This window comes from Methylobacterium sp. 092160098-2, from assembly GCF_028920805.1.
GTDB classification, from domain to species: domain Bacteria; phylum Pseudomonadota; class Alphaproteobacteria; order Rhizobiales; family Beijerinckiaceae; genus Methylobacterium; species Methylobacterium fujisawaense.
Window position 1 is genome coordinate 564,439 of the sequence record NZ_JAQPZJ010000002.1, and the last position, 25,247, is coordinate 589,685.

Below are 25,247 nucleotides of genomic sequence, written 5' to 3' on the forward strand. Positions count from 1 at the left end.
TGCCGAAGGTCGCCAACCTGATACCGTCCCCCGATGGCAGACAAGCATCAGAGCGTCGGCGAACTCTACAAGGCGAAGGCGATCGTCGACGACGACGTCGCGAATGCGGTCGGCGCCTACATGGCCGATCCGAAGACGGGCCTGCACCCGCTCGGCGACGCCTACCAGCTCGACCTCGCGGCGACGGTAGAAGGGCATCCCTGGGCCAAGGCCGAGGTCGCCCGAGCCGACGCGTCCGAGAACCTGAAGCGGCATGCGGTGCGGACGGCGATCCTCCTGGCGTACCCGAAGAAGCGGTAGCTACCAGCTGCCGCATGCGTAGGCGTCGCGGACAGCCAAGCCATCGCTCAGTTCGAGCCTTTGAAAGTCCGCGCCGATCCACGACATGCGGCGGATCCATTCGCCCTGATGATGCGGCCGATCGATAAAATTGTCCGCTCATGAACAAGCTGGACAATACACCTAGCTGATAGCGTCCGCGTTCCTTCGAGGGGGCGTTTGTGCCTATCAAGAAATTCGTGGCGATCTTTCTCGCCGCTCTTTTGTTCGTCAGCTCGACTGGGACCCCTTCGCAAGCCTTGTTCGGTCGGAAGATCGTCAAAATGGCGGTGGGTGCCGCCGCGGCCGACTGGGCTCTCGTCGCCGGTACCGCTGCCGTCGAGACGGCGATAGCGCTCCGAAGCGCTCAGCTGGGTTCGATGGCGATCAGTGGCCTGACGCGGCTGTTGGCTGCTCATACCATCCTCGGGCCGCGAGCCGTCTACATATCGTTGACGAAGAGGATCCTGGAGGATCCCTCCCTCTTCCCACGCGCAGTAGCGATCGTATCGGCGATCGGGCTTGAGGTCGGGCAACTCGAGGCGAAGATCAAGGAGTTCGTCGAGGCGGCCACGCCTCCACCGGACAAGGAGCCCAAGGATCCGCAGGATGAATGCGAGGGCTTGGACGATCGTGGTGGGAACGACGGGCTCTATGACCCGCACTCCATCAAGGAGGCGATCATGCAGCGCTTCCAGCTTCCGGACGGGAGCGTTCAGATATCGCCCGATACGATCCCGAACCCGAGCCACTACAATGTCGCCAAGGCGATATCGAACCCGAGCGGTCTCGTCATCCACGGCATCCCCTTCGACGTCAGAGGGTTTCCGATCTTCGACGGTGTCTCCGTCGTCGATCTGCGGATCGTCGATCGGGTAAGGTTCGCAAGCGTTGACTCCAAGGCGCAGCTGGCGATGGCGACGAGGGAATTGAGGAGCATCATAAATGCCGAAGCCGGCTATACGGGGAACTGGTCGGAGAAGCTGCTGGAGTATTACACCAAAGGTGAAATAGGATATAAATTCAAGTTCTCAGACAAGCAGTTGGCTGCCATCAAGGACGGTGCCGGCAAGATCCCAGGATATACGTGGCATCACCATCAAGACTTCACGCGCATGCAGCTCGTTCCTACCGAAATTCATAGCAAAGTTGGCCACATTGGCGGGTGGAATATGCACATCTGCCGCATGCTCAAGAGAAAAATTCCATGACCAATGTCGAATGGCGGTACGGCGAGGAAATACCCTCGCACCATATCGAGGCTTTCGAAGCCGAGTTCGGTGTGCAGCTGCCGCCCTCGTTCAAGGAAGTCGCGAGACAGCACAACGGAGCGATACCATTCCCGGACGGCGTCGCGTTCCCTCGCCCGAGCGCCCCAGGGGGCCGGGACGTCCTCGGACTGGGCGAGCTCTTCAGCTTCGTACCCAGAGAGGACGGCGTTTCGCCGATCGCGGAGATCAATCGTCGCTACCGTGAGGCCTATCCCGGCTTCATTGTCTTCTCCGAGGCCGGGAACGGATGGCACTTCGCCTTCGAGTACCAGCCCGGCAAGGAGGAGCACCCGGTCGTGCTCTTTCTCTTCGAACACATGTCGACGTCGGGCTGCCTTGAAGTCGCGCACAGCTTCGACGACCTCGTCGCGGGTTTCGTCGCCGGAGACGAGGACGAACTGCCGGCACCCGAGGCCTGAATGTAGGTCGCCCGGGCCGACGCGTCCGAGAACCTGAAGCGGCACGCGGTGCGGACCGCGATCCTCCTGGCGTACCCGAAGAAGCGGTAGGGGAGGCGGATCCTCAGACCGGCTCGCACCCCTCCCGGTCGTCCTCGTCGAACACATGCTCGGCCACCTTGTAGGGCGGCCCGACGAAGTAGCCCGCCGCCTCGGCTTCGGGGCCAAGCACGATGCGGGTCGCCACGGGGTTCCCTGGCACAAGCGTCGCCATCTCGACCTCGTCTATCCGGATCGCGGCCACGGTACGCGTCCCCACATCCGTGCAGCGCCAGCGGCGACGGCCCTCCGCGGTCGTGAACTCGCCCCCAATCCGAAAGTCCGTCAGGTCCATCGCTCGGTCCAACTCTCCGTAGACATGCGCCCGCGCCGGCGCGCCTGACCCCCTCAAGCGGTACGAGGCGGGGACCGCGGTCCGTCTTGAGGGAGCAGGTGCGGCCTCGGCCGCTATCCCGCCAACAGTAGGTAGGCCAGGACGACGACCACCGCCAGCAGGAGCCGGACCACGAGCCTGCCGACGAACGTCTCGAATCTCTGGATGATGGACCTTTGCAGGCATGCCTCGACCGCGCTCCGAAGGATCGGCAAGGCGAGATCGGGCTCCAAGGGCTCGCCCGTCTCGGGGTCGATCATCTCGAATGATCGGGCACCTATGTCCGGGATGAACCCGAGCGCTCCCCATGGCCGCAGATCGATATTCAACTGCACGTTCCGGCCCTTATAGTTGAAGGGGTGTTCCTCCGATATGATGCGAACCCGGTCGTAGTCGTCGATCAGAAGGCAGCTGCCCTTGCCGAGGAACACGCGGCAGCCGTTCGCATAGGAGTATTCCGTACCAGCCGGCGACGGTGCGGGAGCCAGAGCGTTCCAGACGAAGCGAAGGTTGCCTTTGATGTTCTGCAGGATGCGTCGCGGCTTCGAGGGCTGGATCGGCGCACGGCTCTCGAACGACAATTTCGACAGGGGGTCGAGGGCAATGCCGTGGCACCGGGCCAGATAACCGGCATACGATACCCGGATCGTCTCCTCGGCGATGGCGGCGGTCATCGAGAGGTCGGGTGCCCTCAGCGCATTCCAGAGAACCTTCAGACGCGAAGCCTTGATGCGGTTGTACCGGTCCCAGTGGGCTCGATCTCCCCCGGCCTCGTAGTTCTTCAGTTCCTCCTCAGAGAGGACGAGTGTCGTTGAATTGCGTTCGACGGATCGAAGGATATGCCTTTCGATAAGATTGTTCCGCGCCGGCGCTGGAGCGAGATTGGGGCCGTGTCGGTCGAGACCTACATCCGGCTCGTCGAACCATACCGGCCCGTACTCGCGATTGGGGCCGGTGGGTGAAGCGATGAAGGCAACGGTTCGGCGTTCGGAAGTCCCCCACCAGTCGCCGGAACAGAAGGCGTGCAATGCATCCTTCGCAGCCTGGATCGAAGCGGGCTCCAGTCTGTCGGCATGTTTCAGATAAAGTCGAGCCAGACTCTCAGCACAGAAACTCCCTGGCGCGTACTCCAGGAACGCATAGCCATCGTCCACGACATCCCAGAGCGGATCGCGATTCTCTGCTCCAAGTTCGGGGCGCTCCAAGCCTTCCAAAGCGGTATCGCCCCTCGCGATACGATCCTTGTTGGCGAGCTCGGCGAGCGCGTCGCAACCCGCGACTCTGGTGGCGTAGATGTGCTGCGGACGTTCGTGGTCCGGATCGAGCCCAACCCGATTGCAACAGGCCCGATACGTGGGATCGTCCCAATCGTATTTGGCGGGCAAGGAACGGATGGCTACCGCCAACGGGTGTCTCTGCGGGCTCCAGCAGACGTTGAGAGGGTTCTTGCCCGACGATATATGCAGCGCCGGCGATTGGTACCGGCTCATGTGCGTCACCCGGAAGACGTCGCCGTCTGCGCATGGGATCTCGACCTGTACCCAGCCGTCCTCGCCGATTGCGATCTCGCCGATCTCGAATGGTTTCGCGAGCAATGCCGCCACATCGCCCGAGCGCTCCCTCTCGCGTTGGCGGTACTTCCGCTGCAATCTACGGATGGAGGCCTCATCCACGACCTCGGATTGCACGATCGCCGCCCGTAGCGACAGCGTGGGATCCGAATGCAGGAGATCGTCGACGAGCCGCAGTGTGGGTTCGTCGTTGAGACCGGACCCCAAAGGCCGGCCGATGCGCGCTTTTGCCATTCCCGATGTCCCGGCGGTGTAGGTGAGCCAGCCTTGCGCCGATCGGGACAAAGGAAAACGACGAAAAAACCTGCGCACCGGTTTTTGTCGGGCACGTGGCCACACCGCCCTGCAACGATCCGTTAGTCATTGCCCGAGGCGCCGCTCCTTCCCGCTTTGCGTTCCCGTCCCGTTCCCGTACCTTCGCTGCCGTCGCTGAAGGAGGCGGACGTGACGCCCGCGTTTTCGATCGATGGACCGTTCGACTGCCAAACCTGCGGCGCCTGCTGCGTCGCGGCCGGGCCCGTCGCCGTCTATCCCGCCGACGTCCGCGTACCCCGGCATCGGACCAGATCCGTGCGCCGCATGGTCGGGTTCGCCAGCTACGAGGCCGACGACGGCGTCCGCTGCATGAAATCCGACGACGACGGTCGCTGCGGCGCCCTCAAGGGACAGCCCGGCATCGCAGTCTCCTGCGGGATCTACGACCGCCGGCCGGCCGTGTGCGCCGACTTCCAGCCCGGCTCCGACTTCTGCCGCGACGCGCGCCGGAACGCGGGCGCGCACTACGCCCGCATAGACTCCATTCCTTCGCAGGCCGACAACACCGCGATCGCCTTGAGGGCGGGGTCGTGAGCCGGCGCATCCGCATCTCCGTCGCCGGCATCGATGCCCTGCGCGTGCTCGCTTCGCGAGGCGCCCTCCCCCGACATCCGTCCGGGAGCGGCTGGGGCGTGGGCGTGCCCGCCGGCGGCCCCCTGGTCTCCGACAAGGCCGCCGGCGGCATCCTGGCCCACGGCTTCGCCGTGACCGGACCCGTGCCCGACGCCCCCTCCCCCGCAACCGAGCTCCGCCTGACCGGGGCCGGCCAGATCCATCTCGTGCAGCTGCAGCAGACCATGCCCGCGCCCAGCCTCGGCGAACGATAGCCCCTGGCGCCCCCCTCCCCCGAGGGTCGTCCGCGCATTTCGTGCGCACGGGGCCGCAATTCGGTCGGCGGAAGCGCCGTCGTTCATGCAGGCTTCAGATCCTCGACCGGCATCGCCGCAGTCGAAGCGAATTGTCGTGCCCGCATTTACTCGAATTTAACCCACAACGAAGGAGCGGAAGCGCATTTCGTTGACGGGTGCTCTCTGCTTGGCCATAACTCTACGGGAGAGACGGCATTCGGCGGAGTAGACCATGCTCGACGGCGACCTTGGCGAAAACCGCGGCATTATGATCGGCGCCGCCATCGGCCTCGGCCGGCGGATGCGCGAGGAAGAGGCTCAGCACGATGCCGACATCGCCCGGTATCAGGCCGTGATCGACCAGCTTTCGAAGCAGCTCCTTGATACTCAGATGCAACTGGCATCCGAGCGCTGCGAATCCGTAGGCCTTCGTGCCTATATTCAGGAAGTACGTCGTCAGGATCCGGATACCCCGGCCCTCGCACCGTCTGGTAAGCAGTTCAAGAGCGGCAAGGCTAAAAGCCTCGCCACTCTTGTCTATGAACGGGCTTACGACACCCACGCTGAAGAACTCGGCCTTCCGGGCCTCAAGGGTGGTTACGCCCCGTAAGCCCGGAATTCACTCAGTCTCCGGTCTCGTATTGCGTGCTCGATTGCGGGCATCAACCGATGCCTGCACTATCTCCGGATCCGCGTTCTGTCGCCGGGCACGCTCTCTCTCCTGCGAGCTCGCGCCGCTTTGGCTACGACCCGCCCCCGAGCCGTTCGAACTGCCGCTGCGGGGGATCGGCGCCGTAGACGGCTGGCCGCTGCTGGTCGCGCTTGAAGCCCCACCACTCGAGCTCTGACCACCCGGGTCTCGGTTGCTCCATCGACGAGCGGCACCGACAGCCCTTCCTGCATCTGCAGCAGCGCTTGAGAGACGCTGCCCTAGGGCTGTTCTGGGCTGATCGGACCCGCCGGCGCCCCCACTGCCGCCGCCACCGCTGCCACCGCCACCGCCACCGCCGCCACTAGGGCCGCCGGCACCGGCACCACTGTCATCGCCGTAGCCACCATAGCTGCCGTTGCCGCCGCTCCCTGGGGAAGCGGCCTCACGCGAGCGCATGAGGTCGCCACCCAAGTTGGCCTGCTTGCCGATCTGCGGCTGCCCGCCACCCCCGCCGCCGCCAGGGCCGCCGCGGCCTCGCCCGATGCCGAGGGCGCCGCCGATCGTGCCGCCGTCGATAAGCTTGCTTGCCTGCCCCGAGACGTTGCGCGAGATCGCACCGGTGGCCTGCTGGACCTGACGCTCCTCATCCGTATTCTCGCCTTGACCGCCGAACCAGCGAGCCACGCGATCAGGTACCTGGGTCGCCAAGTTGAAGCATCTGACGGCGATCATGTAGTTCAAATACGCGTACATCGTAAGAAACACGACTGCACCCACCGGGCCAACCGAGAACCCGGCCGTCGCCGACTTTGCCGCGATCTTGAAGGTCTGCCACACGAACCAAGCCATCGCTCCGTGGACGAGGTACGACATGATCAGGCCGAGGATCATTAGGGACGGACGCAACAGAAGATTGAAGGAAATCATGTAGCCGGGCCGCTGATGCTGCTCGACGAACTCTTGCCCCTCCATCCGGACGTGGAAGAAGGCCCACAACGGAGCCGCGACCATCGCCTCCGCCACCAGTATCAGCATGGACATCACAAAGAATGTGACAATCAAGTAAGGGATCATCGGAAGCACGTAGGCGAGCGTGATGCCGGCCACGAAAAGCGAAGACAGGATCATCACCCCGATCGTCAGGAAGAAGCTTCCGATGACGCCGCCCTTGCCGGCACCGCCCAGGATCGCACCACCTACGACGCCGGCGGGCGTGAGGGAAGCGAACGACAGCACGCCTATGGTGGCGCCGAGCGCCGTGATCCACGACAGGATCGACTGCCCGAGTTCGACAAGGCTCAACATCGCGTTGAACGGATTAATCTTGAACCCCTCAAGGAGTTTATCGATCAACCACCACGATGCACCGTCGGACAGGTCGCCGAGGAGCGAGGTCCGCAGGGTCGACGTACCGGCCATGGCGGCATTCTCGGCCCGCTCGTTGTCCAGAAGGAACGAGCGATTGTTTTTGATCCACCAGGTCCGGAAATCGGCCAGGGTGCCCGGCTGCGTCTCGCTGTTCGAATACAGTGCCTTTTGCAGCTGCTGATTGTCGGGTGAGATCTCGTTTGGACCCATTATGCTCGGCGAGAAGGACGGTGGGTAGGTCGCACGCGCGTAGACGACGCCCTGGATGCGCGCCAAGGTCGAGTAGTAGAGACCGGCGCTGGCCCACCCGAGACCATTCGTGACCTGGGACAGGTTGCTGTTTGCGCTGTTGCCGCCCTGAGAAGGCGCGGCCTTGGTGAGCGCATTCTGCGCAGCCTTCAGCATCTCCCCATTGTAGGCCTGGACGGCAGCTTTGATCTGGTCCGGAATGTTCTGGATGCCGCTGCCTTCGTGGAAATAGAACGCTCCCTGCTGGCCACCCTGGCCACCTGCAGCGGGGAAATACGTCTTCGCCGCCGCCTGCATGATCGGACGGAGAATGCCTTGCGCCTTGGCGATCGCAGCAAATCGGCCCTTGTCGTATTCGGCTGCGACAGCCGCCTCCATGCCGACGTTGTCGGAATTGTTCACGGTGGCGTTGCTCAGCTCGTCGTTGATGGAGCTGACGGTGATCGTACCGCAGATGCCGTAGTCGAGTTTCTTGGTCTTCTGGGTGGCGAACCGCGCAGCGCTGTTGTCGCCGAGCTGCCAGTAGTTCGGGTTCAACAGCGACATGACGAGATCGCCCGCAACGGCGATGCGATCGCCGGCCGTCAACGTCTGCCAAGTGAGGTTCTCTGGAAGCCCGTTCCAGGCCAAGCTGATGCCGGACCTCTGGAAGACGGTTTTCGCAGTCTCGTAGCAGAGCTCGCGTTCGGCGATCTGGCGCACCGCATCGTACGAGCCGGGCAGGTTCGAGATGAAGTTGGCCTTGTCGGCGACACTCGTTGCCTCTGCGGTGATGGCGGCGCCGTTCGTGATTCCCTGCACGTACGGCACCCAGATCATGTTCGCCGCCGAACACCCCCAGGCGACGAGGTAGAGCACCAGGATCTGAGCGCCGCAGAACCCCCCGGAGATCGGCATCAGAAACCCGAGGCCGACGACGACGCGCGCCGGCGACCAGACTTGGGACCAGCGCTCGCCGAGCACCTTTCCGGTTTGCGCAGACATCACCGTGCCGGTGATCGTGTGCCATGCGATTGTCGTGCAGGCCACCATTAGAAGAATGCCCGAGAAAATCATCAGACCTAGGCTAAGACTGTTATGGGCGGGCGATCCCGCTGCCATCTGTCCAGTCAGACCAGGAACCGGCCCGACGTTCGGGAGCACCAACGAAAGCAAGTTCATGAACAGGTCGTCGGACCCGGGCAGCTTGAATATATCGAAAGCCTTCTGAAGGCCGTCGCTTGAGGAAGGTGTAGTTGCGAACGCGTCACCCGACATCGTAGAAAGTCCGGCGAGAGCGATCGCAGTCGTAAGACCAAATTTCGCGATCGATCTTGCGGGCGACCGCTTGCTTGGGGCTGTCGGCAGTTGCGGGAACCAGTCGCCGCTTCGCAGATAATCGGCGGCGGACAGGTAGCTCCGGTTGCGGACAATGTAGTTTGTGTACCCCCAGCGGAACGCGAATCCGCAAATCATAGGGACGGCCGCGAACCGAAAGACGAGGCCAATCCAGAACGGGATTGGGATTGGCGAAGGAATGAAACGGTGGCCGATTGCGCCAGCGAGAAACGCGACGACGGTAAGCACGGCGTAGAGGTAGAACGCGTTGTGGCTCCGACGCTGGAGCGCGGCGATATCCGCTTCGCTCTTTCCGTGCACGAACATGGACGCGCGAAAACGCTCAGCAGGATCGTCGACATCGACGCCCCGAACGTCGCTTCCGCGGCGAAAGACAGCTTGCGTAAGAGTGCGCCACGACGAGCCCGCGTCCGAAACCGTCCGGCCGATTGTCGCCATCGACTGCCGGATCGGGCCCGCGCCGGTCAGGTAGCCCAGCTTCGAACGCTTCCACTGGTCACGACCGACGAGGTCGTCGACAAGCGTATCGCGGCCGACATCGGCAAGGTCGTCTGCTTTGCGGTTCCGTTGATCGGCCATCGCACTCTCCGGCCCGCGAACGGGCGCGCTCGTTCCTTCGTTAAGGAACGGGTGACGATGGCACGGATGCGGGCAAGGCGCAAAGGGAGGGCCGCTGCGGATTTTCGGTAGTGTGAAGACAGTCTGCCCATTCGCGGCCCCTGATCGAGGGTGGCCTTGATTCATCAGGTCCGATACAAGTTTTGGTTGGAAAGTCCCCACTTCTGGGGGATATCCGTATTGTCGAAATCCAGCGCTGACGAAGCCGGGGTCATCCCTACCTGGGCAGGGAACGTACCTGGATTGTCGAGAGCGCGGCTGACGATCTAGGAGCATCCCCGCCTACGCGGGGACCAGGGCCACGGTTTCCTGATGCCGATCTTCGGCGGCGGAGCATCCCCGCCTGCGCGGGGACCGGTGACCAAACCTGGGACCACCGCTCGCCCAAGACGGAGCATCCCCGCCTGCGCGGGGACCGGTTCGGCGGCAAGCGCGTCTCCGCGGGAGCCCTCGGAACATCCCCGCCTGCGCGGGGACCGGCCTTGGGAGGGTGCCCCGATCCAGGTCACGCACGGAGCATCCCCGCCTGCGCGGGGAGCCGAGGTGTTCGCCGTGTTCAATCGCGTTCGTCGGCATCTCAGGAAGCAATCAGACCGCGCTCCTGCCGTCAACGCCGAGCGCTCCGGACGCCGACGCTGTACCCAGTTGGATGGCACTTGAGCGGCCTTGCGCGTTCCAGTCCAGGCACGCCCCAGGCCTCGCTCGTGTTCCATCCCTGGAACCCCCCGTATCAAAATCTGGGCAAGCCGGCGATACCTGGGCCCGGTATCACGACGCCGGCACGGGGGTGCCGGCGGCTTAGTTGAGTTCGATGAGATCCTATAGACTCCGCAGGGTTCTGCGGTCGACGGGCGCGACGGGCACGGTATCCTTCGACAGCCGCACGATCGAAGCCCCCGATCTCGAGGCGGCGATCCGCGAGGCCGGTGCCGATGCCGCGATCCAGGGAGGCAGGACGGTCGAGACCGTGGTCCTCAGCACGCCAGCGGGCGAGATCCTCTGGACGGGCGTTGCGGCCGCATCAGGAGCCACGCCAACCGTCGAGAGCTGACACTGACGACGAACGCGATTTGACCGGCAAGCAGGAGAGTTCGGTCGCATATCTCGATTTCGATATATCGAAATCGAGATATGCGTCTCATGCATGAATAAAGCTGATATAAGCTAAATTCCCGGCTGTTCAGGACCCTTTCGCGTGCACGGAGCGGGTGGTGTTCGCGATACGGAACCCCCCTGATCAAAAAAATGACACGCCTTCCCGAGGAAGACGCGATATCACTCCGCCGAGTGATGGTTGCGGGCAGGCTTTGGTGCTGCATACGATGGGGTCGTACCGACTACGGCGGATTCTGAAGTCGATGGATGGCGGAGGCGGAACGGCCTACGACAGCCGCACGATCGAGGCCGCCAATCTCGATGCCGCCATCGCGGCCGCCATGAACGACCGTCCGGCGGCCCCGGACCAGAAGGTCGAGAGCGCTGTCCTCAGCACCCTTTCGGGCGAGATCGTCTGGACCGGCGCGCCCTCGGCGCCGAGACCGGCGCCGAGCTGTCGATAGGCCGCCCTCGGTCGCCGTAAGCCGATCTCGTCGATCCGCCTCACCTGCCCTCGGGCTTGGCGGTCAACTTCTGCCATCCGTCCACGTCCACCTCGTAGAAGTGCCGAGCGATCATGGCCTTCGCGACGGGCTCCTCGTAGCCGGCGTCGGTCAGCTCCTTTAGCCGAGACGCGACGGACGGCTCCAGAACGTGCTGCACGGCAAGGGCATAGGTCAGCAGGAAGGCCGCCGTTGCCGTGCCCCCGAACCAGATCATGCGCGTGTTCCGATCTCCCGAGGGTGACGGACCGAGGAACGAGGGCTGGGCGACGCCGATGAGGCCCGTCGCCAGGGTCAGGACGCCGGCCACCGCGCCTGCGATCTCGGACTGAGAGGAGAAGCCGAGCATGCAGCCGACCAGCAGGCCCAGGGTCGCGGCCGCGATGTTCTCGCGTGCGCCCATGGCATTTCCTCCTTCCTCGGTCGGATCGGACGTGGTCATCGAAGCAGGTTCCGGATGGCGGTCAGCTGAGTGTTGGCATCGTTCGCAAGAGCTTGGCCGAGCGACAGGCCAGCGCTCCTCGAAGCGGCGATCCTGTTCGCGGCGGCTCTTGCTCGACCCTTGTTGGCTTCGGGGCCGCCGGCGAACCCGAATGCGAGCTTGTTGGTGGTCGCGATCGATCCGGAGAGCAGCGGACCCGGGCCATTGAAGTGCGTGATCGTCCAGGTGGGACCGATCCGGTCGATGCTCTTGGTCGCCGTGAAGGTGACGAAGCCGTTGAAGATCCCGCCGGTCGCCGAGGGCTTGTCGGTGTAGGCCAGCGGCTCGAGATTGAGCGCGGAAGACACGGCGTCCTGCAGCCCGAGGTTTCCGGCGAGATCCGTGTTCGGGACGGCCGGGCACTGGAACCTTCCGGGATCGGCCCGCCAGCGATCGTAGAGATCGACGAACGAGAACAGCAGATTGTACCCGATCTGGTTCTCGCGGGAGTGCTTGTAGTTCGGCGCGACCGTGAAGGAGAACCAAGGGTGCGGGAAGTTGAATACGGGCGCGAACCCGCCGCTGGCCGTCGAGTCGATCGTCAGATACATCGCCGCGTGGTAGTCGTACCTGAGGAGCGTACCCCGCCGCAGGTAGGTGTGCGCCTCGTCCCGGTCGTCGCGGACCATATCCAGGAGCTCGCAGCTGATCTCCGTGACGATGGTGTCGACCAGCGGCGTCGTCCCGTCCCGGGCGTAGGGCACGTCGTAGGGGGCGGGCACGTACATGCATCCGGGCAGAAGCAGGCAGAGCACCGCCGCGGCGGCTCGCGACATGGCCATCGATCCGTCCTCCGGGCTCAGCAGGCGCCCTTCACGAGAGGTCGACTTCCCTTTGCGCGGCTCTTCTTCACCATGGCGTCGCACATCGCCTGACTGGTGACAGTGACTCCCTTGTCTCCCTGCCTGTTGGGATCGTCGACGTCCCTGAACAGGGTGCAGCAGTATTTCTGGGCGGAACGCTCTGCAATGTCGTGCTCTCCGGGACGGCCGTTGTTCTGCCTGTCCGCCTCCATCAGCTCCTGGAGATTTAGATCGATCATTTCTTGACTTGGTGGAAGGTCGAAGAACCGGCGCCACATCTCGTTGATGCGCACGAACATGGTGTTCATCGGCACCCCTCCCTGTTGAGGCCAGTATTAACGCTTTCTAAACCTGTGCAAGTATGTGGATACCCATTTGCAGCACCTGTTGCAGGCCGGATACACAGGCCATCGCAAGGCTCAGATGCGAGGGGCGCGATCCGGTTTCTCCCGGGCGATCGCCGGATCCGTCGGACATCCGCGAGCGGCAGCCGCAGCAGGCGCGGAAGTCGTCCGTTCCTGGAAGGCGGCATCGCCGTCGGCCCCGCGCCCGGTTGCGAAAGGATGCCTCAACCATGTCCGAAGCAATGGAACAGGCGCCGGTTGAAGCGTGGCCACAACGCGGTAGCGTTTGCGCTCTCGGCTTCGTCGGACACGGTCCCGTGCAGAACTTATCCTACATCAGCAAGGCGTGCGAACTCCGGTACCCCGACGGCGATCCGCTCGCCGGGCGCTTGGCATCCATCACTGCCAAAGGCGCTGTCGTGGAGGTGTCCGATCCGTTCGCGGTGCCCGAAACCGTCGTCCTGGCGGTCCGGAGGACCGAACGTTCCTGTCGGGTGATGTGGCGGGCGAACGGGCAGGTGGCGATGACGTTCGAGGACGCGACCTGAGGCGGACTACGGGTCCCCGACACGGCTAAGGCGAGAGACCGCGGCTACGCTGCGACTGCGCCCGGGATCTGCAGTTCCGACAGCGCCGCCAGTGCACGCGATCGGCCGAGCTCGGTCATCCGGTGGAACCGGCGAAGGGGTCGCCCGACCTCTTTCGGATCGGCCTCCTCCCACTCGCTCTCGAGCCAGCCGGCCGCCTGGAGCCTCGCGAGAAGCGGGTAGAGGGTGCCTGCCACGATGGCGGAGGCCTTCGTGATCTCCACCCCGGACAGCAACCTGTGCGGATCCACGACGTAGAGGTGCAGCACCTTGAGCGTCGGACCGGACAAGCGCGGTTCGCGAGCAGTCATCCCGTCAACCTTCCAAGCGGACGCAGTTCCTTAACGACCCTCAAGCCGCCTGTCGATTGGCCACCCGCCGCGCAGAACTCCGCGGAAGGTGTTCGCGCGCACATGATGAGACGTTCTCGAAGGAATGAAACCTTTCCGAGGGTTGCCCGATGCGCCGCGACGTGGCCCTGTCACGGTAGGTTCACTCTCACGCGACAAGGAGCTTCGGAGCCCGCAAGGCGGAGCGACGAAAACGAGACCATGACCAAGGAAATGAACGAGCCCGCCGATCTCACGCTCTGGCCGACGGCGGTCCGCGTGAAGACGGCGGAGTGCCGCGAGCAGCCGGATCTGCGCACGGCTCTCCTCATCGCGGTGGAGGCCCTCGAGGCCGGGACCGCGAAGCCGTGGATCATCACGGCGGCCGGCGACATTCTGGCGCCGAACTGGATCGAGGCGAACGGCCGCCGGCTGCTCGGAGACGCGATCGTCGAGGACGAACTGCCGATGGCGGCCTGAGGCCGCGGGGAACGACGCCGGCGCGATGTGCGCCGGCCCAGGTCACTGCCGCTGCCGGACGTCGAACGTGTAGGTGTTGCGGTCGACGATGAAGTTCAGGGCCGGGGCGTACTCGTCCTCGCCATCCTTCTTCGGGAACGGTGGCGTGGGGAACGACGTCGCCAGGGTCGCCTTGCCCGTGGTGGTCAGGTTGTAGAGGCGGAACTTCTTCGGATCCGGGATCTGCTGGTAGTCGGCGTAGGTGCCGTCCTCCAGATCGAGCGTGTCGCAGACCCAGGCCGTCTGCTTGTCGCCGTAGTCGCCGAGGTACGAGACCTTGTAGTTCTGGGTCACCGCCCGGCAGTCGGTTCCGAACCCGTACTTGATCAGATTGTAGCCGAGCTTCACCCGGCCACCGATCGGCTTGGCCTGCCAGAAGTCCGGATCCTTGATGAAGCTGGGCGTGCGCGCGGCCCTCTGTCCGTTGCATTCGTGGCGGTCGCGGTCCGAAGGGTCGTCGCAGAAGGTGCCCGAGATCAGCACCCACTCCGCGGTCGTCTCGGTGCGTAGGCAGGCGAGCACGTAGCTGGAGAAGAAGCCGTGCACGTTCCCGCCGGTGTGGAGGTACTCGACGAGCTTGCCGGTGCCGCACTGCGCCTTGTTCGTCTCCTGGACGAGCCGCATGTAGATCTCGCCGGCGGCCATGCCTTCGGAGGGCGCCAGCGCCGACGCGCATAGGCCTACGGCCGGAATCAGCAGGCTGGAAACGAGGCGCTTCGTCATGGGGGTCTTCGTCGTCGGCGCGGCGGGCACGGACGTGTCCTGGTTCCGAGACCTACCATCCGGTCCAGGGCCTGGCGATATCGCCGAACCGTTCAGTCCCCGTGTTCCGTGAGCCCGGGCTCGGCTCGCAGCAGCCCCGGCGGCATGCCGTCGGGGCTGTGATCCGGTCCTGTTCGTGCTCGGCCGGCGATGCTCCATGGATACCGGCGGCCGACGATGGGGATCAGCCTGCGACGGCAAGCGCCTTCGCTTGAGGCTGGCTCAGCCGGTCCCTGACCGAAGCCGTGGCCTGGAAGAAGTCCGGACCGAGGCGTGGCATCCGCGCGCCTCCGCAGGTGACCTCGATCTCGTCGCCCATCACGACCTTCGTCATCGCGTTCGCCAGGATCGGGGCTGCTTTTTCCGGAGCGCGCGCTCCGAACATCGCATCGCTCTCCAGACCATGGATGATGCTGAAGCCCAGGCACTTCAGCATCGCAGCCTGGATCCCCTTCAGCCCGTCGAGGTACCGGCTGGCATCGTCGAAGACGATCGGCGTCGGCGCGTGGGTGAAGATGCGATTGCCGCCGTTGTACTCTCTCCTCCAGTGACCGAGGATGCTCTCCAAGCCGACCCGCTGGCACATTTTCATCAGGTCCATGCAGAACTGGACCTCCGCCGCCTTCGCTGAGTCGGGATCCAGGGCTGGATCGGGCAGCCGGACGAACGTGATCCAACGCTCGTCGAAGACCCTGTCGAGCATCCAGCAGTCGGTTGCGTCGCCGCCGCCCGAGTAGGTGGTCGCCGCGATCTGCCCCAAGCCCGACCAGTTGCGTGTGCGCTCCTGGATCAGAGCGTCCATTCCGTCGTTCCGCGAGGACACGTGCAGCAGCCCCGATCCGCGTCGGACCCGCGCTTCGGCTATGTCGAGAAGAAGGCTGCTGCGCGCGGCCGACTTTGGCCCATAGACCAGAAAATGGTTGAGGGACTGCCTGTCGGTGATCGGGAAGGAAAGCTCTCTGTCGTCCGTAAGCAATGGGAAAGCGTAGTTGCGGACTTCGACATCCAGGGCGGGTTCGGGTGATCGTTTCGAGGTGGGGCCGACGCTCGATACTATCTCCAAGGCCGCCTCCAATGGGATGCCCAGGGCCTCCGATAGGCGCCGCGAGAAGATCGCGGCTCGCTCCATCGCTACTGCAGATCCGGCATCCTGATCCGAGGGCGACGGCGTAGCCCGTCCGATCTGACCGAGGAGGTCGTTCCAGGATCGGTAGCCGAACATCGCGGCGCAGGCTTCGCGGACCCTTCCGTATGCCGGATCGAAGCCTCGGTCTCCAAGGTGCCTATGGATGGACTTGGCGATCCGCGTCGGGCGAACGGAGGAATGGAAATAGATGCGCATGACAATCCCCGGGTCAGGGAAGCCCCACTCGCCCCTGGAGGGTGATCGTCTTGGTCGGTAGACCTTGCGCGATATGGCTGACGGCGCGTCGTGCACGTGGGGGCTGGTCCGCCACAGGACCGGAGTCGAAGCTAGCACCCCCGTTCTCGAAGACAAGCGAACAAGGGGCGGCAATCGGGGAAAACTGCTCGACGCACCTGCCCATCCGTCGCCTGCCGATCCTTCGCCGCGAAACTCGGGGTGATCGCTTTCGCCGTCGATACCTTTCGAGACGCACGCGTGTACTCGAGGGGTGCCTATTACCATGGACATCCCGCCGGCAGGGATGGGACCCTTTGGATGGCGGTTGGCATATGTGCGGTTAGAGCGTACATTGGACGGGTCAAAGTATGTCCTAGCAGCATGAACACAACCGCCATCCTGACCACCGACGAACTGGACAGCCTCCGCCTGCTCGGTGAGCGCGTCCGCCTCGCGCGGCTGCGCCGGAACCTCACGCAGGTCGAGCTTGCCGAACGCATGGGCGTCCAACGTCCTTCCGTCATCAACCTCGAGAAGGGGCGTCCAGGGGTTACCCTCGCAGTAGCCATCAAGGCGCTGACCGTCTTCGGGTACTCCGAACGCATCGGCGATCTTCTGGCAACCGATCCCGTCGGCGAAGGCATGGAGATGGGTTCGGGCAGGAAGCGCGCGGGGAGCAGGGCCGGTGTGGCGGACTTCTAGGACGGGCAGGCTCGATCGGTTGGTGGTCTACCGCTGGCAGGGAGAGGACTACGCGCCCGTGGGCGAGCTGACCTTCGAGGGGGCCGGCAAAATCCGACTCGGCCGTTTCCAGTACGCCAGATCCTATCTGCAAGCCGCTGGGGCCAAGGCTATCGATCCGGTCGGCCTGCCGCTCGTCGCCAGGTCGTACGCGGCCGCCCCGGAGGAGGTGCCCCTCGCCTTTCACGATGCGGGTCCGGACGGGTGGGGCAAGGAGATCCTGAGCAGGGCGTTCCCCGGCAGCGTCCTGTCGATGCCGGAGTACCTCGCCCTCGGAGGCCGGGATCGGACGGGCGATCTCGCCTTCGGCCCGACGCCGGACAGCGGGCCCGAGACCTGGGTGCCGTCGGAGCCTCCGCTGGTGGGGTTGCCGAAGGAGACCGACGACCTCGGGGCCCTGATGGATGCCGCAGCCGCCGTGGAGGCCGGCGATGCCGAGGGGCACCACTTCAAGCTGCTGCTGCGGAACAGCGACGTGGGCGGGGCCCGGCCCAAGGCCCGTATCCGCGACGAGGGCCGCCAGTGGATCGCCAAGTTCCCGACCTCCATGGACAGGTTCGACGACCCGCGGGTCGAAGCCGCCTGTCTCGACGTGGCGGAGGCGGCCGGCTTCGCGGTTCCCCGGCGGAAGATCGTCGTCGCCGGCCGTCGGGCCGCGCTGTTCGTCGAGCGGTTCGATCGCGAGGAGGGCGTCGAGGGCCGGCCGTTCCGGTATCTGAGCGCGGCGACCCTGCTGAAGCAGCCTTCGACCGCCTACGGCACCGAGCGCACCTACACGGACATCGCCGCGGTCGGCCGGGCGATCGGCGCGACGGGAGCGCCGGCGGAGATCTTCGGTCGCCTGCTGCTGAACGCGTATCTGCACAACACCGACGACCACCTGAGGAACCACGCCTTCATCGACAGGGGCGACGGCTGGACGCCCGCACCCGTGTTCGACCTCGTGCCGCATCCCGACAAGGCGCGGCACGTTCCGGCCCCGGCGCCGGGGATCTCGCCGGCTTGGGACGTCGACGCGGCGTTCCGGTCGCATGCGGCCTTCCGGCTGGACCCGGCCGCGGCTGCGGAGATCCGGGACCGCATCGTGCAGGCGGCCGGTCGGCTAGGCGAATTCATGGACCTGCGGGAGGTGTCGGCGGCGGATCGCCGGTACCTGAAGGATGCGTTTCCCAAGGAGATCGGGTTCAAGCCGTGAAGGAGTTGGCCGCCGACATGGATGCCGAGACCGAATTCCGTCGTCGCCTCGAGTGCGTGCCGGTGCCGGACGAGATGCGGGACCTTCCTCGCGACCGCCGCGGGTATCCCATCCCCGCGATCGTCTTCAGGGACGCCGGTGGCACGCCGCACTTCACGATCAACGACGCCGGGATGAGCCTTCGGGCGCTGGAGGAGGACCGGTGCCCGATCTGCTGGGGGCGGTTGACGCGCGGGCGATGGTTCGTGGGCGGTCCACTCTCGGCCCTCCACGAGCGCGGCGCCTTCGGTGATCCGCCGGGTCACCGGGCCTGCATCGGGTACGCGTTGCAGATCTGTCCGTACCTTGCGGCGCCGAGCTACGCCAAGCGCATCGACGACCGCGGCCTCGTGAGGCGGTCGGGGCTGGCGGTCGCCATGGACCCGACCGTCGTCCCCGAACGGCCGGCCCTGTTCGTCGCCGTCATGGCGATCGGGCAGAGCGTGCGGAAGGGGGCCACGATCTCGATCCGGCCGAAGAAGCCCTATCGGGCGATCGAGTACTGGCGTCGGGGACGCCGGCTGCCGGACGACGAAGGTGCTGCGATCGCGGCCACCATCCTGGGGGAACCTCTGCCCCAGCCGGGAGCTCCCCGCATTCTTCGGCCGTGATCGGCCTAAGCGCCCCTTCGGATGCGCTGGGGGCATGGTCACGACCCCCGGAACGCGGCGACGCTCCGAGTGCCGTGTGTCTCAGGCGGCCAGACGGTCGGCCATGGCGCCGGGGCGGCCCAGACCGATCGACTTGGCCAGATCCGAGCGGCGCCGGGCGTAGTTCGGGGCCACCATCGGATAGTCCTCCGGCAGGCCGAAGCGCTCGCGGTAGCTGCGCGGATCCAGGCCGTGGGCCGTCAGGTGCCGCTTCAGCGTCTTGTAGCGGCCGCCGTCGATGAAGCTGACGATGTGATCCGGCGTCACCGACTTCCGGATCGCGGCAGGCGACTGCATCTCGGAGACCTGGGCGGCGGCAGCGGGTGCGCCGGTGCCGAGGGAGGCCAGTGCCGCGTGCACCGACCCGATCAGATCGGGTAGGCCGGCCGCGGGGAGCGGATTGTTCGAGACGTACGCGCCGACGATGCGGGTCGCGAGAGAGGCGAGATCCGTGGACTGCGATGTGGACGAGTTCATTGGTCGACCCTTGCCGGTTCGTATTGCGAAAGGCCGACGCGTCGTGGCGACGAGCCTGTTGCGCACGGGGCGGCCGCGCTGTAGCGGGCCGCCGGGGGCGGTACGCCCCGTCGGCTGCCGGTCGTTCCTTCGCCGCGCAGCCACCAACGAATTGTGCGCCGTTTCCATTCCTTGCGCAACCCACGAACGGCCGTGCGCCGTCCTCCAATGAAGGAATGGCGAGGGCGTGGGCATTGTTCCGTCGCTGCCCGTCAGTAATCCGCCGAACCGATACCCGTTCGGGGCCGCGCGCCGCACATAATGCCAAGCGAAGACTGGATCCGGGTGGTCGGGAGCGGCAACGATCCGGCGGAGCCTATGCGGCCGCCACGCCGAGGCGCCGGTGCCTCGTCCGTCCGGATGCGCCGGTGCGGCGCCCCTCCGCCGCTGCCAGATCGCGGCGCAGCCTCCTGATCTCGGCGTGAAGATGGCCGGCGTCGACCGCCATCTCGATGCACTGGTCCTGCGCCTCGGCGAGTTGCAGGCGGAGCTCCGAGATCTCGACCGCCTGTTCGAGGATGGTGATATCGGAAGCGGGAATGGCAACCTCCATACGCTCGCCGCCGACGGTCCGCCGGCGAGGGGGCCGGCTTTCGCCCTCGTCTCCTAACGAAATCCTACCGGAACCGGTCGGAAGCCCCGGAAGCCGTCAATCCACTGGAAAGGTCGCGCCATATCCTGTGGACGGCTCGGTCCGGAGCATCCCGATCCCGGTCGGGCCGCCCGACCCCTTGACGTGGCGCGCCGATCCGCCAGATGTGGATCCGCTTGGCCCAGGACGGGCCGCGAAGCCCCATGGAATCCTTCCCGCATTCTATGGAGCGAAACCGATGACCATCGGACGCAAGATCCACACGACCCGTTGCCACAAGCCCGTCTCGATCGGCGATGCTTGGCTGCGCGTCGAACACATCTACTCGGACGAGGACGGCAGGGGCGCGGTGATCGCCTTCCGCGATCCCGATCGCCCTTCGCCGCATGGCGAGCACTTCTTCCGGGGCGGCTGCATACCCCTCGGCGAACGTCGCGAGCTGTTCGCGGGCGTGCACGTCACCATCGACCCCGACAGCACGCACAGCTGGGTCCGGTTGACGATCGAGGCTCCGAAGACGGTGCCGATCACCGACGGCTTCCCGCGCGAGCGGAAGCCCGCGGCCGCCTGACACGTCGCTCGAGACCGGTCCGTGGGGCAACCTGCCCCACGGACCGGTCAGGCCGAGCCCAGCAGCTCCTTCAGTCCCGCGAGCGGCCGCCCCTCCGATACCGCGCGCGGTGCGTAGCCGGGTGGCGTCGGGACAGTACTGCGCACGAAGTCGCGCAGCAGCGCGAGCGCCCGGAGGTCCGCGAGGCCCAGGACCGGCCTTCGGCGCGCGATCGCCCGGCGGACGCCGGCGACCAGTCCGACGGTCCCGTCCACGAACGCGTGGTCTAGGCCCTCCAGGATGGGCGCCCTCCAGACCCGAAGCCAGCGGAGGATCCTGTCGCATCCGCCGGCGGCGAGCTCGGTCTCGGCCCACCGCCGTTCGCCGTCCGCCCTCGAAGGAAGTGCAAGGAGATCGAGGACCGCCCTGGCCGCGGCGCGCAGCGCGACCGCCGCCTGTGGCCAGCCGGGTGCGGGCGTGCCGCCGGCGGCCAGGGACCGTGAGAACTCGTAGGCTGTCGGCACGCCGTTGCAGCCTCTCGACGTCGCATGCCGGCGGAGGGAGCGGAAGGCGATATCGGCCTCGGTACGGAGACCGCGGGCGGCCGCGGCTGGCGAGACCATGATCCTGGCGGCGGGCAGCGCCGAGCCCACCAGGGCTATCAGCGCCGGGTCGAGCGGCGTGCAGACCTGCAGCGCCGGGGGCCGGCCCGGGTCGCCGAGCCAGGCGCGGACCGGATCTCCGGCCGCAAGCATCTCCACGAGGGTCCCGCGATCCACGTCGACCGCGAGGACGCAATCGGCTCCGCGGACGCGGACGGGCTCGAGCAGCAGGAAGTCCGGCGCCGCGTCGAGCACCTCGGGTTCGCGAAGCGCGGACCACGCCTCGACGTGCCGCTGCACCGTCGACCTGGGAATGCCGGTCTCGGCCGCGGCCCCGCTCTGGCCGAGGAGGAAGACGCGGTCGACGACATGGGCGCGCAGGGTCCGTTCTGCCGCGAGATCGGCCTCGTCGTAGACGGATCCGTTCCGGCCGCACGCGCGGCAGAGCACACGCGCGGCCGAAGCCTCGTAGGGTACCGCGACGCCGTCCCGGATCCGGTGGAAGGTCGGATTGAACGCGCCCTTGCGGACGAGGCGCCCCGACCCGCAGTTCCCGCAGGCGGCCGTCATGCCGGGAGCCGGACCGGTTCGGGGACGTCGATCACGAGCGGCTGGTCGAAGCGTTCGACCCCAACCGGTCCTGGAACGTCGATCGCCGGAGGAAGATCGAAGCAGTGCTCGACCAGCGCCCGGGTCGCTGCGTCGACCTTGGGGTCCGACGAACGCCTTCCCTCGGACAGCTCGACGCCGTAGTGCGCGATCGCAGCGATGCCCTCCACCAGATGCGCGCGCCGCCCGAGGTTCGACACCGCGTACCAGAGGCCCCGATCCACCCGCTTGAGCCAAGTCATGGCCGAGGGCGGGCACGGACCGGCGCGTCGTGCCTGGTCCAGAGCCGCCAGGATCATGGTGGCCGCAGTCCCGTGGTCGGCCGCGATCCTGTCCCGGAGGGCGATCACGAGGGGGTCCGAGCGTAGACCGTATCGCTCGACGAGGCGTGCCATGCCGGCATCCGGATCGGCTTCCGCGGTCGCCTCCGCGAGTTCCTGCAGGATTGTCGACCCGCCGGCTTGCGAGGCCGTCTTCAGGAGGCTCAGGAACAGCACCTCGACGCGCGTCTCCCGCAGGGTCGACGCCATCAGCTGCCGCTCCAGCGCGGCCCGGATCAGGGTAGCGGCTAGACCCGGATCCTCCCCGCTACGGACTCCGTTCGCTTCGAGCCAGTCTCGGCACGACAAGGGGGGAGAGAAGGTGCCGAGGTCCGGCAGGGGGTCCGGTCGACGGCGCCGGGGCATCCCGGCCCAGGCGGCCCCCGTCAGAATGGCCGCGGCGGCGACGCCGCAGGCCAGTTCCACGTTCGTGGCCATGAACGCCAGCACGGGTTGTCCGAAGGCGACGGCGCAGCCTCCGCAGACGGCTGCGGCGCCGGTCGGAAGAAGATCGATCTTCATCATGCGTCTCCCGGGATCACTCGGCCGCGTGCGCCGTCAGAGGGGCGAGATCGGCCGGCTGGGGCAGCCCCCCGGCGGACCGCATGCGGTCGTAGGCGTCCGTCCCCAGCGTCCGCGGGTAGATCGCGACGATGTCGCGGTGCTCGCCCCCGATCGCCGCCTTCATCCGGCCGCTCCCGTCAGGGCTCATGCGGAGCTTCACGCATGCGCTCGCGATCAGGCGTTCGGCCACGTCGCCCTGCCGCACGCGAGGGTGCTCGTCTCCGGCTCCGTAGATCATGGCGAGCCCGAGGGACGGCGCCTGCACCGCGATCGTCTCGGCAGCGGTGGAGGCGTAGTGGCGGAGCTCGTCCAGAACGATCGGGAACGGCCTGGACGTCCGGGTCGGCGGCGGCAACGCGGTGACCGCCATCTTCAGCATCGCGACCGCGGCGCGCCCGAACATCGCGGCCTCGTGCTCGTCGCGGCGTACGGAGGGGAGCATGACGACCAGGATCCGGTCGTTGAGCAGCACGTCGGCCAGATCCACGTATCGGGCCGAAGACGTCGTCAGCCCGGATCGGGTGAGCTGGCGGAGAACGGGCGAGACCTGCGTCTCGAGGAAGACATGCTGGTCGACGACGGCCTGTGCCTGCTTCGCGCCCCGTTCGGGCTGATACCCGGGCAGCGAGCGGAGGTAGTTCCGGAGCTTCTCCCTGATGGCCTCCGGCAGATCCGGGTCCTCGGCCAGCGCGACCACGTTCTTCAGGATCAGAGCGGAGAGGATCACGTCGATATCGAGCGAGGCGATGCCGGCGTCGCGGCGCCAGACGAGCGCCTCGAGGATCGGAGCCGTCATCGCGATGCTGCGTCCTCTCCAGGCGGAGTCGTCGTCCGAATCCTTCAGCAGGTCGCCGACCAGAATCGTCAGCTGCTGGGACGTCCCGGTCTCGAAGGGATTGAAGCAATGCGCCCTGGGCGTCCCGTCGTCCCCCGCGGGCATGACGAGGAGCACGTCGTCCTCTCGACCGAGCGCTGCTGCCATCTGGGCGACCTTCGCGTGGATGGAGACGTCTTCGATCCCGTCCACCCAGATCAGGCCCGATCCCTTGGCGATCATCCCTTCGACGATCCCGAGCATGGCCTCGGTCTTCCCGCTGCCGGTGTCGCCGTGGACGACTATGCCGGACCTCGCCTGCTGCGGCGTCAACCGGACCGGCGTTCCGTCCTCCAGGGTGCCGATCGGGTAGGCCCCCTCCAGCCGGGGAGCCCCCTTGCGTGCGACGGCCTGGAAGGGCTGGCGCGTCGCCCGATGCCGGGAGACCAGCAGCGCGCCCGCTGCGGCCGCGCACGCGACCGCCACCGCCGGCGAGAGCAGCGCCGGCAGCGACAGGGCGGCGACCGCCGTCGCCGTCTGCTGGCGCGAGTTGGTGAGCGAGAGCAGAGCCCTCCGCGCGTGTTCCTTCGTTTCGACCCAGGTGCCCATGATCCGTCTCCTTGTACGAAGGAGACAATTCCATTCCTTATGATGGAATGAAACCAGCCGTAGGATCCACGGGCGATCTGCCCATTCCGTCGACATCGCCGGCGCGTGCCGCCCTGGTCGGCACGGAGAGCGCTTTGCCTACGATGACGGAGGGCCTTCACCCGGGTTTCGGCGCGGCTTCCGGGGCGATCGCTAGGCGACCAGGGCCTGCTCCAGACCTTCCAGAGGTCGTCCGACGGGAACCGTGCGCGGAGGCATTCCCGGTCGCGGCGGCATGGTCCTGCGGACGAAGTCGCGAAGCAGGGTCAAGGCCCTGACATCGGTCAGCCCGAGAGCCGGCCTTCTCCGCACGATGGCGCGCCGGATGCCGGCGGCAAGCATCGCCGTCCTATCGACGAATGCGTGGTCGAGCCCCTCCAGAACGGGATCGAGCCAGACCCGCAGCCATCGCAGAATGCGCTCGCAGCTACTGGCCGCCAGCTCGGCCTCGGGCAATCGCCGCTCGCCCTCGGAGCGTGACCTCGCGGCTATGAGGTCCAGGACGGCTCGAACCGCGGCCCGCAACGCCGTGACCGCCGTAGGCCACCCCGGCTCGATGCCGGCGTCGGGCGCCAGGGACCGCGAGAACTCGTTCGGGGTCGGCATCGCGTTGCAACCCTTGGCGGCCGGCCTTCGACGCAGCGCGCGAAGACAGAGGTCCGCCTCCATCCGGAGCGCACGCGCGGCCACGGCGGGTGCCACCATGACCTTCGTCGCGGGCAGCGAGGCCTGCACCGTCGAGATGGTCGCGGGGTCGACGCGGGCGCACACGCGAAGCGCCGGCAGGCGCCCCGGAGCGCCGAGCCACGCCTGAAGAGCCTCGCCGGCAGGCAGGATCTCGACCAGCGTCTCGCGGTCGACGTCGATCGCCAGGATGCAATCTTCGCCGCGGATGCGGACGGGCTCTAGCAGCAGGAAGTCGGGAGCCACGTCGAGGACGTCGGCATCGCGAGCCGCGCACCAAGCCTCGACGTGCCTCTGGACCGTGGTGCGGGGAACCCCAGTCTCGACCGCGGCGGCGTTCCGACCGAGCGCGAAGACGCGTTCCACGATATGATCCCGGACCTCCCGGTCGGCCGCGAGATCGCCCTGATCGTACAGGGTTCCATTGCGGCCGCACCCGCGGCAGAGGACGCGGGATACGGCACCTTCGTATGGCACGATCACGCCGTCTCGTAGCCGGTCGAAGGTGCGCCAGGATCGGCCCTTCCGGACGATCCTGGCGGAACCGCAATGCTCGCA

General features: G+C 66.3%; 29 protein-coding genes. 14 read left to right on the forward strand and 15 right to left on the reverse strand.

Annotation, left to right across the window (positions count from 1 at the left end):
* Positions 1 to 33 precede the first annotated feature (33 nt).
* The 3 genes from PQI07_RS28040 to PQI07_RS28050 all read left to right on the forward strand — a co-directional run bounded on the left by PQI07_RS28040 (position 34) and on the right by PQI07_RS28050 (position 2,008).
* On the forward strand, positions 34 to 300 hold the full coding sequence (locus PQI07_RS28040; RefSeq protein ID WP_274928223.1) for a hypothetical protein: 267 nt from the start codon (positions 34 to 36) through the stop codon (positions 298 to 300).
* A 200-nt stretch (positions 301 to 500) separates the two neighbouring features.
* Positions 501 to 1,529 (forward strand): HNH endonuclease, encoded by a 1,029-nt coding sequence (locus PQI07_RS28045; protein WP_274928224.1) that lies wholly within the window; start codon positions 501 to 503, stop codon positions 1,527 to 1,529.
* Complete coding sequence (locus PQI07_RS28050) at positions 1,526 to 2,008, forward strand: SMI1/KNR4 family protein (RefSeq protein WP_274928225.1); 483 nt, start codon at positions 1,526 to 1,528, stop codon at positions 2,006 to 2,008. The genes PQI07_RS28045 and PQI07_RS28050 overlap by 4 nt, the downstream gene beginning before the upstream one ends.
* 103 nt (positions 2,009 to 2,111) lie before the next feature.
* Here PQI07_RS28050 and PQI07_RS28055 read toward each other — a convergent pair whose 3' ends face one another.
* A complete protein-coding gene (locus tag PQI07_RS28055; RefSeq protein WP_274928226.1) occupies positions 2,112 to 2,381 on the reverse strand; it encodes a hypothetical protein in 270 nt (89 codons plus the stop codon).
* 113 nt (positions 2,382 to 2,494) lie between these two features.
* Positions 2,495 to 4,225, reverse strand: coding sequence for a hypothetical protein (locus PQI07_RS28060; RefSeq protein WP_274928227.1), 1,731 nt, complete (start codon positions 4,223 to 4,225; stop codon positions 2,495 to 2,497).
* Positions 4,226 to 4,435: 210 nt separating this feature from the next.
* On the opposite strand from PQI07_RS28060, the gene PQI07_RS28065 reads away from it, so the two are divergent.
* The 3 genes from PQI07_RS28065 to PQI07_RS28075 all read left to right on the forward strand — a co-directional run bounded on the left by PQI07_RS28065 (position 4,436) and on the right by PQI07_RS28075 (position 5,764).
* Positions 4,436 to 4,840 (forward strand): YkgJ family cysteine cluster protein, encoded by a 405-nt coding sequence (locus PQI07_RS28065; RefSeq protein ID WP_274928228.1) that lies wholly within the window; start codon positions 4,436 to 4,438, stop codon positions 4,838 to 4,840.
* A complete protein-coding gene (locus PQI07_RS28070) occupies positions 4,837 to 5,133 on the forward strand; it encodes a hypothetical protein (protein ID WP_274928229.1) in 297 nt (98 codons plus the stop codon). The genes PQI07_RS28065 and PQI07_RS28070 overlap by 4 nt, the downstream gene beginning before the upstream one ends.
* A 253-nt stretch (positions 5,134 to 5,386) precedes the next feature.
* A complete protein-coding gene (locus tag PQI07_RS28075; RefSeq protein ID WP_274928230.1) occupies positions 5,387 to 5,764 on the forward strand; it encodes a hypothetical protein in 378 nt (125 codons plus the stop codon).
* Positions 5,765 to 5,773: 9 nt separating this feature from the next.
* On the opposite strand, the gene PQI07_RS28080 is transcribed toward PQI07_RS28075, so the two are convergent.
* Positions 5,774 to 9,340: a DotA/TraY family protein gene (locus PQI07_RS28080; protein ID WP_274928231.1), complete on the reverse strand. Its 3,567-nt coding sequence runs from the start codon at positions 9,338 to 9,340 to the stop codon at positions 5,774 to 5,776.
* Between the two features lie 850 nt (positions 9,341 to 10,190).
* Here PQI07_RS28080 and PQI07_RS28085 point away from each other — a divergent pair.
* Together PQI07_RS28085 and PQI07_RS28090 are read left to right on the forward strand one after the other, a co-directional pair.
* Positions 10,191 to 10,430: a hypothetical protein gene (locus tag PQI07_RS28085; protein ID WP_274928232.1), complete on the forward strand. Its 240-nt coding sequence runs from the start codon at positions 10,191 to 10,193 to the stop codon at positions 10,428 to 10,430.
* Between the two features lie 307 nt (positions 10,431 to 10,737).
* Positions 10,738 to 10,938, forward strand: coding sequence for a hypothetical protein (locus PQI07_RS28090; protein ID WP_274928233.1), 201 nt, complete (start codon positions 10,738 to 10,740; stop codon positions 10,936 to 10,938).
* 40 nt (positions 10,939 to 10,978) lie between these two features.
* Here the strand turns inward: PQI07_RS28090 and PQI07_RS28095 are convergent, their stop codons facing one another.
* From PQI07_RS28095 to PQI07_RS28105, 3 genes are read right to left on the reverse strand one after another with little or no spacing between them, the layout of a single operon-like run.
* Positions 10,979 to 11,380 carry a hypothetical protein gene (locus PQI07_RS28095; RefSeq protein WP_274928234.1) on the reverse strand — a complete coding sequence of 134 codons (402 nt, stop codon included), beginning with the start codon at positions 11,378 to 11,380 and terminating at the stop codon, positions 10,979 to 10,981.
* Between the two features lie 35 nt (positions 11,381 to 11,415).
* Positions 11,416 to 12,234 (reverse strand): hypothetical protein, encoded by an 819-nt coding sequence (locus PQI07_RS28100; protein ID WP_274928235.1) that lies wholly within the window; start codon positions 12,232 to 12,234, stop codon positions 11,416 to 11,418.
* Positions 12,235 to 12,257: 23 nt separating this feature from the next.
* Positions 12,258 to 12,569 (reverse strand): hypothetical protein, encoded by a 312-nt coding sequence (locus PQI07_RS28105; RefSeq protein WP_274928236.1) that lies wholly within the window; start codon positions 12,567 to 12,569, stop codon positions 12,258 to 12,260.
* Positions 12,570 to 12,835: 266 nt separating this feature from the next.
* Here PQI07_RS28105 and PQI07_RS28110 point away from each other — a divergent pair, with 266 nt between their 5' ends.
* Complete coding sequence (locus PQI07_RS28110) at positions 12,836 to 13,153, forward strand: hypothetical protein (protein ID WP_274928237.1); 318 nt, start codon at positions 12,836 to 12,838, stop codon at positions 13,151 to 13,153.
* A 44-nt stretch (positions 13,154 to 13,197) separates the two neighbouring features.
* Here the strand turns inward: PQI07_RS28110 and PQI07_RS28115 are convergent, their stop codons facing one another.
* Entirely contained in the window at positions 13,198 to 13,503 is a 306-nt protein-coding gene (locus tag PQI07_RS28115) for a PadR family transcriptional regulator (RefSeq protein ID WP_274928238.1), read from the reverse strand.
* Positions 13,504 to 13,743: 240 nt separating this feature from the next.
* Between PQI07_RS28115 and PQI07_RS28120 the strand changes: the two genes are divergently transcribed.
* On the forward strand, positions 13,744 to 14,001 hold the full coding sequence (locus PQI07_RS28120) for a hypothetical protein (protein WP_274928239.1): 258 nt from the start codon (positions 13,744 to 13,746) through the stop codon (positions 13,999 to 14,001).
* A gap of 42 nt (positions 14,002 to 14,043) precedes the next feature.
* On the opposite strand, the gene PQI07_RS28125 is transcribed toward PQI07_RS28120, so the two are convergent.
* Together PQI07_RS28125 and PQI07_RS28130 are read right to left on the reverse strand one after the other, a co-directional pair.
* Positions 14,044 to 14,763, reverse strand: a complete 720-nt coding sequence (locus PQI07_RS28125) for a hypothetical protein (protein ID WP_274928240.1) — start codon at positions 14,761 to 14,763, stop codon at positions 14,044 to 14,046.
* 223 nt (positions 14,764 to 14,986) lie between these two features.
* Entirely contained in the window at positions 14,987 to 16,240 is a 1,254-nt protein-coding gene (locus PQI07_RS28130; protein ID WP_274928241.1) for a hypothetical protein, read from the reverse strand.
* Between the two features lie 306 nt (positions 16,241 to 16,546).
* On the opposite strand from PQI07_RS28130, the gene PQI07_RS28135 reads away from it, so the two are divergent.
* The 3 genes from PQI07_RS28135 to PQI07_RS28145 are packed head-to-tail and all read left to right on the forward strand — an operon-like array spanning position 16,547 to position 18,751.
* Positions 16,547 to 16,867 (forward strand): helix-turn-helix transcriptional regulator, encoded by a 321-nt coding sequence (locus tag PQI07_RS28135; protein ID WP_274928242.1) that lies wholly within the window; start codon positions 16,547 to 16,549, stop codon positions 16,865 to 16,867.
* A 22-nt stretch (positions 16,868 to 16,889) separates the two neighbouring features.
* Positions 16,890 to 18,101, forward strand: a complete 1,212-nt coding sequence (locus tag PQI07_RS28140; protein WP_274928243.1) for a type II toxin-antitoxin system HipA family toxin — start codon at positions 16,890 to 16,892, stop codon at positions 18,099 to 18,101.
* Positions 18,098 to 18,751, forward strand: a complete 654-nt coding sequence (locus tag PQI07_RS28145) for a hypothetical protein (RefSeq protein WP_274928244.1) — start codon at positions 18,098 to 18,100, stop codon at positions 18,749 to 18,751. The genes PQI07_RS28140 and PQI07_RS28145 overlap by 4 nt, the downstream gene beginning before the upstream one ends.
* An 81-nt stretch (positions 18,752 to 18,832) precedes the next feature.
* Here PQI07_RS28145 and PQI07_RS28150 read toward each other — a convergent pair whose 3' ends face one another.
* Together PQI07_RS28150 and PQI07_RS28155 are read right to left on the reverse strand one after the other, a co-directional pair.
* Entirely contained in the window at positions 18,833 to 19,267 is a 435-nt protein-coding gene (locus PQI07_RS28150) for a Ros/MucR family transcriptional regulator (protein ID WP_274928245.1), read from the reverse strand.
* Positions 19,268 to 19,622: 355 nt separating this feature from the next.
* Entirely contained in the window at positions 19,623 to 19,859 is a 237-nt protein-coding gene (locus PQI07_RS28155; protein WP_274928246.1) for a hypothetical protein, read from the reverse strand.
* Positions 19,860 to 20,136: 277 nt separating this feature from the next.
* Here PQI07_RS28155 and PQI07_RS28160 point away from each other — a divergent pair, with 277 nt between their 5' ends.
* On the forward strand, positions 20,137 to 20,469 hold the full coding sequence (locus PQI07_RS28160) for a hypothetical protein (RefSeq protein WP_274928247.1): 333 nt from the start codon (positions 20,137 to 20,139) through the stop codon (positions 20,467 to 20,469).
* A gap of 47 nt (positions 20,470 to 20,516) precedes the next feature.
* Here the strand turns inward: PQI07_RS28160 and PQI07_RS28165 are convergent, their stop codons facing one another.
* From PQI07_RS28165 to PQI07_RS28180, 4 genes are all read right to left on the reverse strand, one after another.
* Positions 20,517 to 21,620, reverse strand: coding sequence for a hypothetical protein (locus PQI07_RS28165; protein WP_274928248.1), 1,104 nt, complete (start codon positions 21,618 to 21,620; stop codon positions 20,517 to 20,519).
* Positions 21,617 to 22,504 (reverse strand): secretion/conjugation apparatus DotM-related subunit, encoded by an 888-nt coding sequence (locus PQI07_RS28170; RefSeq protein WP_274928249.1) that lies wholly within the window; start codon positions 22,502 to 22,504, stop codon positions 21,617 to 21,619. The genes PQI07_RS28165 and PQI07_RS28170 overlap by 4 nt, the downstream gene beginning before the upstream one ends.
* A 13-nt stretch (positions 22,505 to 22,517) precedes the next feature.
* Positions 22,518 to 23,966, reverse strand: coding sequence for a type IV secretory system conjugative DNA transfer family protein (locus PQI07_RS28175; protein WP_274928250.1), 1,449 nt, complete (start codon positions 23,964 to 23,966; stop codon positions 22,518 to 22,520).
* A gap of 192 nt (positions 23,967 to 24,158) precedes the next feature.
* Complete coding sequence (locus PQI07_RS28180; RefSeq protein ID WP_274928251.1) at positions 24,159 to 25,172, reverse strand: hypothetical protein; 1,014 nt, start codon at positions 25,170 to 25,172, stop codon at positions 24,159 to 24,161.
* Between the last annotated feature and the right edge of the window lie 75 nt (positions 25,173 to 25,247).

Excerpts from the sequence above, each read along its gene's own strand:
- PQI07_RS28160 (WP_274928247.1), top strand. The coding sequence starts at position 20,137 with ATGACCATCGGACGCAAGATCCACACGACCCGTTGCCACAAGCCCGTC.
- PQI07_RS28110 (WP_274928237.1), top strand. The coding sequence starts at position 12,836 with ATGTCCGAAGCAATGGAACAGGCGCCGGTTGAAGCGTGGCCACAACGC.
- PQI07_RS28100 (WP_274928235.1), bottom strand. The coding sequence starts at position 12,234 with ATGTCGCGAGCCGCCGCGGCGGTGCTCTGCCTGCTTCTGCCCGGATGC.
- PQI07_RS28175 (WP_274928250.1), bottom strand. The coding sequence starts at position 23,966 with ATGGGCACCTGGGTCGAAACGAAGGAACACGCGCGGAGGGCTCTGCTC.
- PQI07_RS28120 (WP_274928239.1), top strand. The coding sequence starts at position 13,744 with ATGACCAAGGAAATGAACGAGCCCGCCGATCTCACGCTCTGGCCGACG.
- PQI07_RS28040 (WP_274928223.1), top strand. The coding sequence starts at position 34 with ATGGCAGACAAGCATCAGAGCGTCGGCGAACTCTACAAGGCGAAGGCG.
- PQI07_RS28080 (WP_274928231.1), bottom strand. The coding sequence starts at position 9,340 with ATGGCCGATCAACGGAACCGCAAAGCAGACGACCTTGCCGATGTCGGC.
- PQI07_RS28075 (WP_274928230.1), top strand. The coding sequence starts at position 5,387 with ATGCTCGACGGCGACCTTGGCGAAAACCGCGGCATTATGATCGGCGCC.
- PQI07_RS28060 (WP_274928227.1), bottom strand. The coding sequence starts at position 4,225 with ATGGCAAAAGCGCGCATCGGCCGGCCTTTGGGGTCCGGTCTCAACGAC.
- PQI07_RS28085 (WP_274928232.1), top strand. The coding sequence starts at position 10,191 with ATGAGATCCTATAGACTCCGCAGGGTTCTGCGGTCGACGGGCGCGACG.
- PQI07_RS28165 (WP_274928248.1), bottom strand. The coding sequence starts at position 21,620 with ATGACGGCCGCCTGCGGGAACTGCGGGTCGGGGCGCCTCGTCCGCAAG.
- PQI07_RS28135 (WP_274928242.1), top strand. The coding sequence starts at position 16,547 with ATGAACACAACCGCCATCCTGACCACCGACGAACTGGACAGCCTCCGC.
- PQI07_RS28055 (WP_274928226.1), bottom strand. The coding sequence starts at position 2,381 with ATGGACCTGACGGACTTTCGGATTGGGGGCGAGTTCACGACCGCGGAG.
- PQI07_RS28125 (WP_274928240.1), bottom strand. The coding sequence starts at position 14,763 with ATGACGAAGCGCCTCGTTTCCAGCCTGCTGATTCCGGCCGTAGGCCTA.
- PQI07_RS28150 (WP_274928245.1), bottom strand. The coding sequence starts at position 19,267 with ATGAACTCGTCCACATCGCAGTCCACGGATCTCGCCTCTCTCGCGACC.
- PQI07_RS28105 (WP_274928236.1), bottom strand. The coding sequence starts at position 12,569 with ATGAACACCATGTTCGTGCGCATCAACGAGATGTGGCGCCGGTTCTTC.
- PQI07_RS28095 (WP_274928234.1), bottom strand. The coding sequence starts at position 11,380 with ATGGGCGCACGCGAGAACATCGCGGCCGCGACCCTGGGCCTGCTGGTC.
- PQI07_RS28090 (WP_274928233.1), top strand. The coding sequence starts at position 10,738 with ATGGATGGCGGAGGCGGAACGGCCTACGACAGCCGCACGATCGAGGCC.
- PQI07_RS28115 (WP_274928238.1), bottom strand. The coding sequence starts at position 13,503 with ATGACTGCTCGCGAACCGCGCTTGTCCGGTCCGACGCTCAAGGTGCTG.
- PQI07_RS28155 (WP_274928246.1), bottom strand. The coding sequence starts at position 19,859 with ATGGAGGTTGCCATTCCCGCTTCCGATATCACCATCCTCGAACAGGCG.
- PQI07_RS28050 (WP_274928225.1), top strand. The coding sequence starts at position 1,526 with ATGACCAATGTCGAATGGCGGTACGGCGAGGAAATACCCTCGCACCAT.
- PQI07_RS28170 (WP_274928249.1), bottom strand. The coding sequence starts at position 22,504 with ATGATGAAGATCGATCTTCTTCCGACCGGCGCCGCAGCCGTCTGCGGA.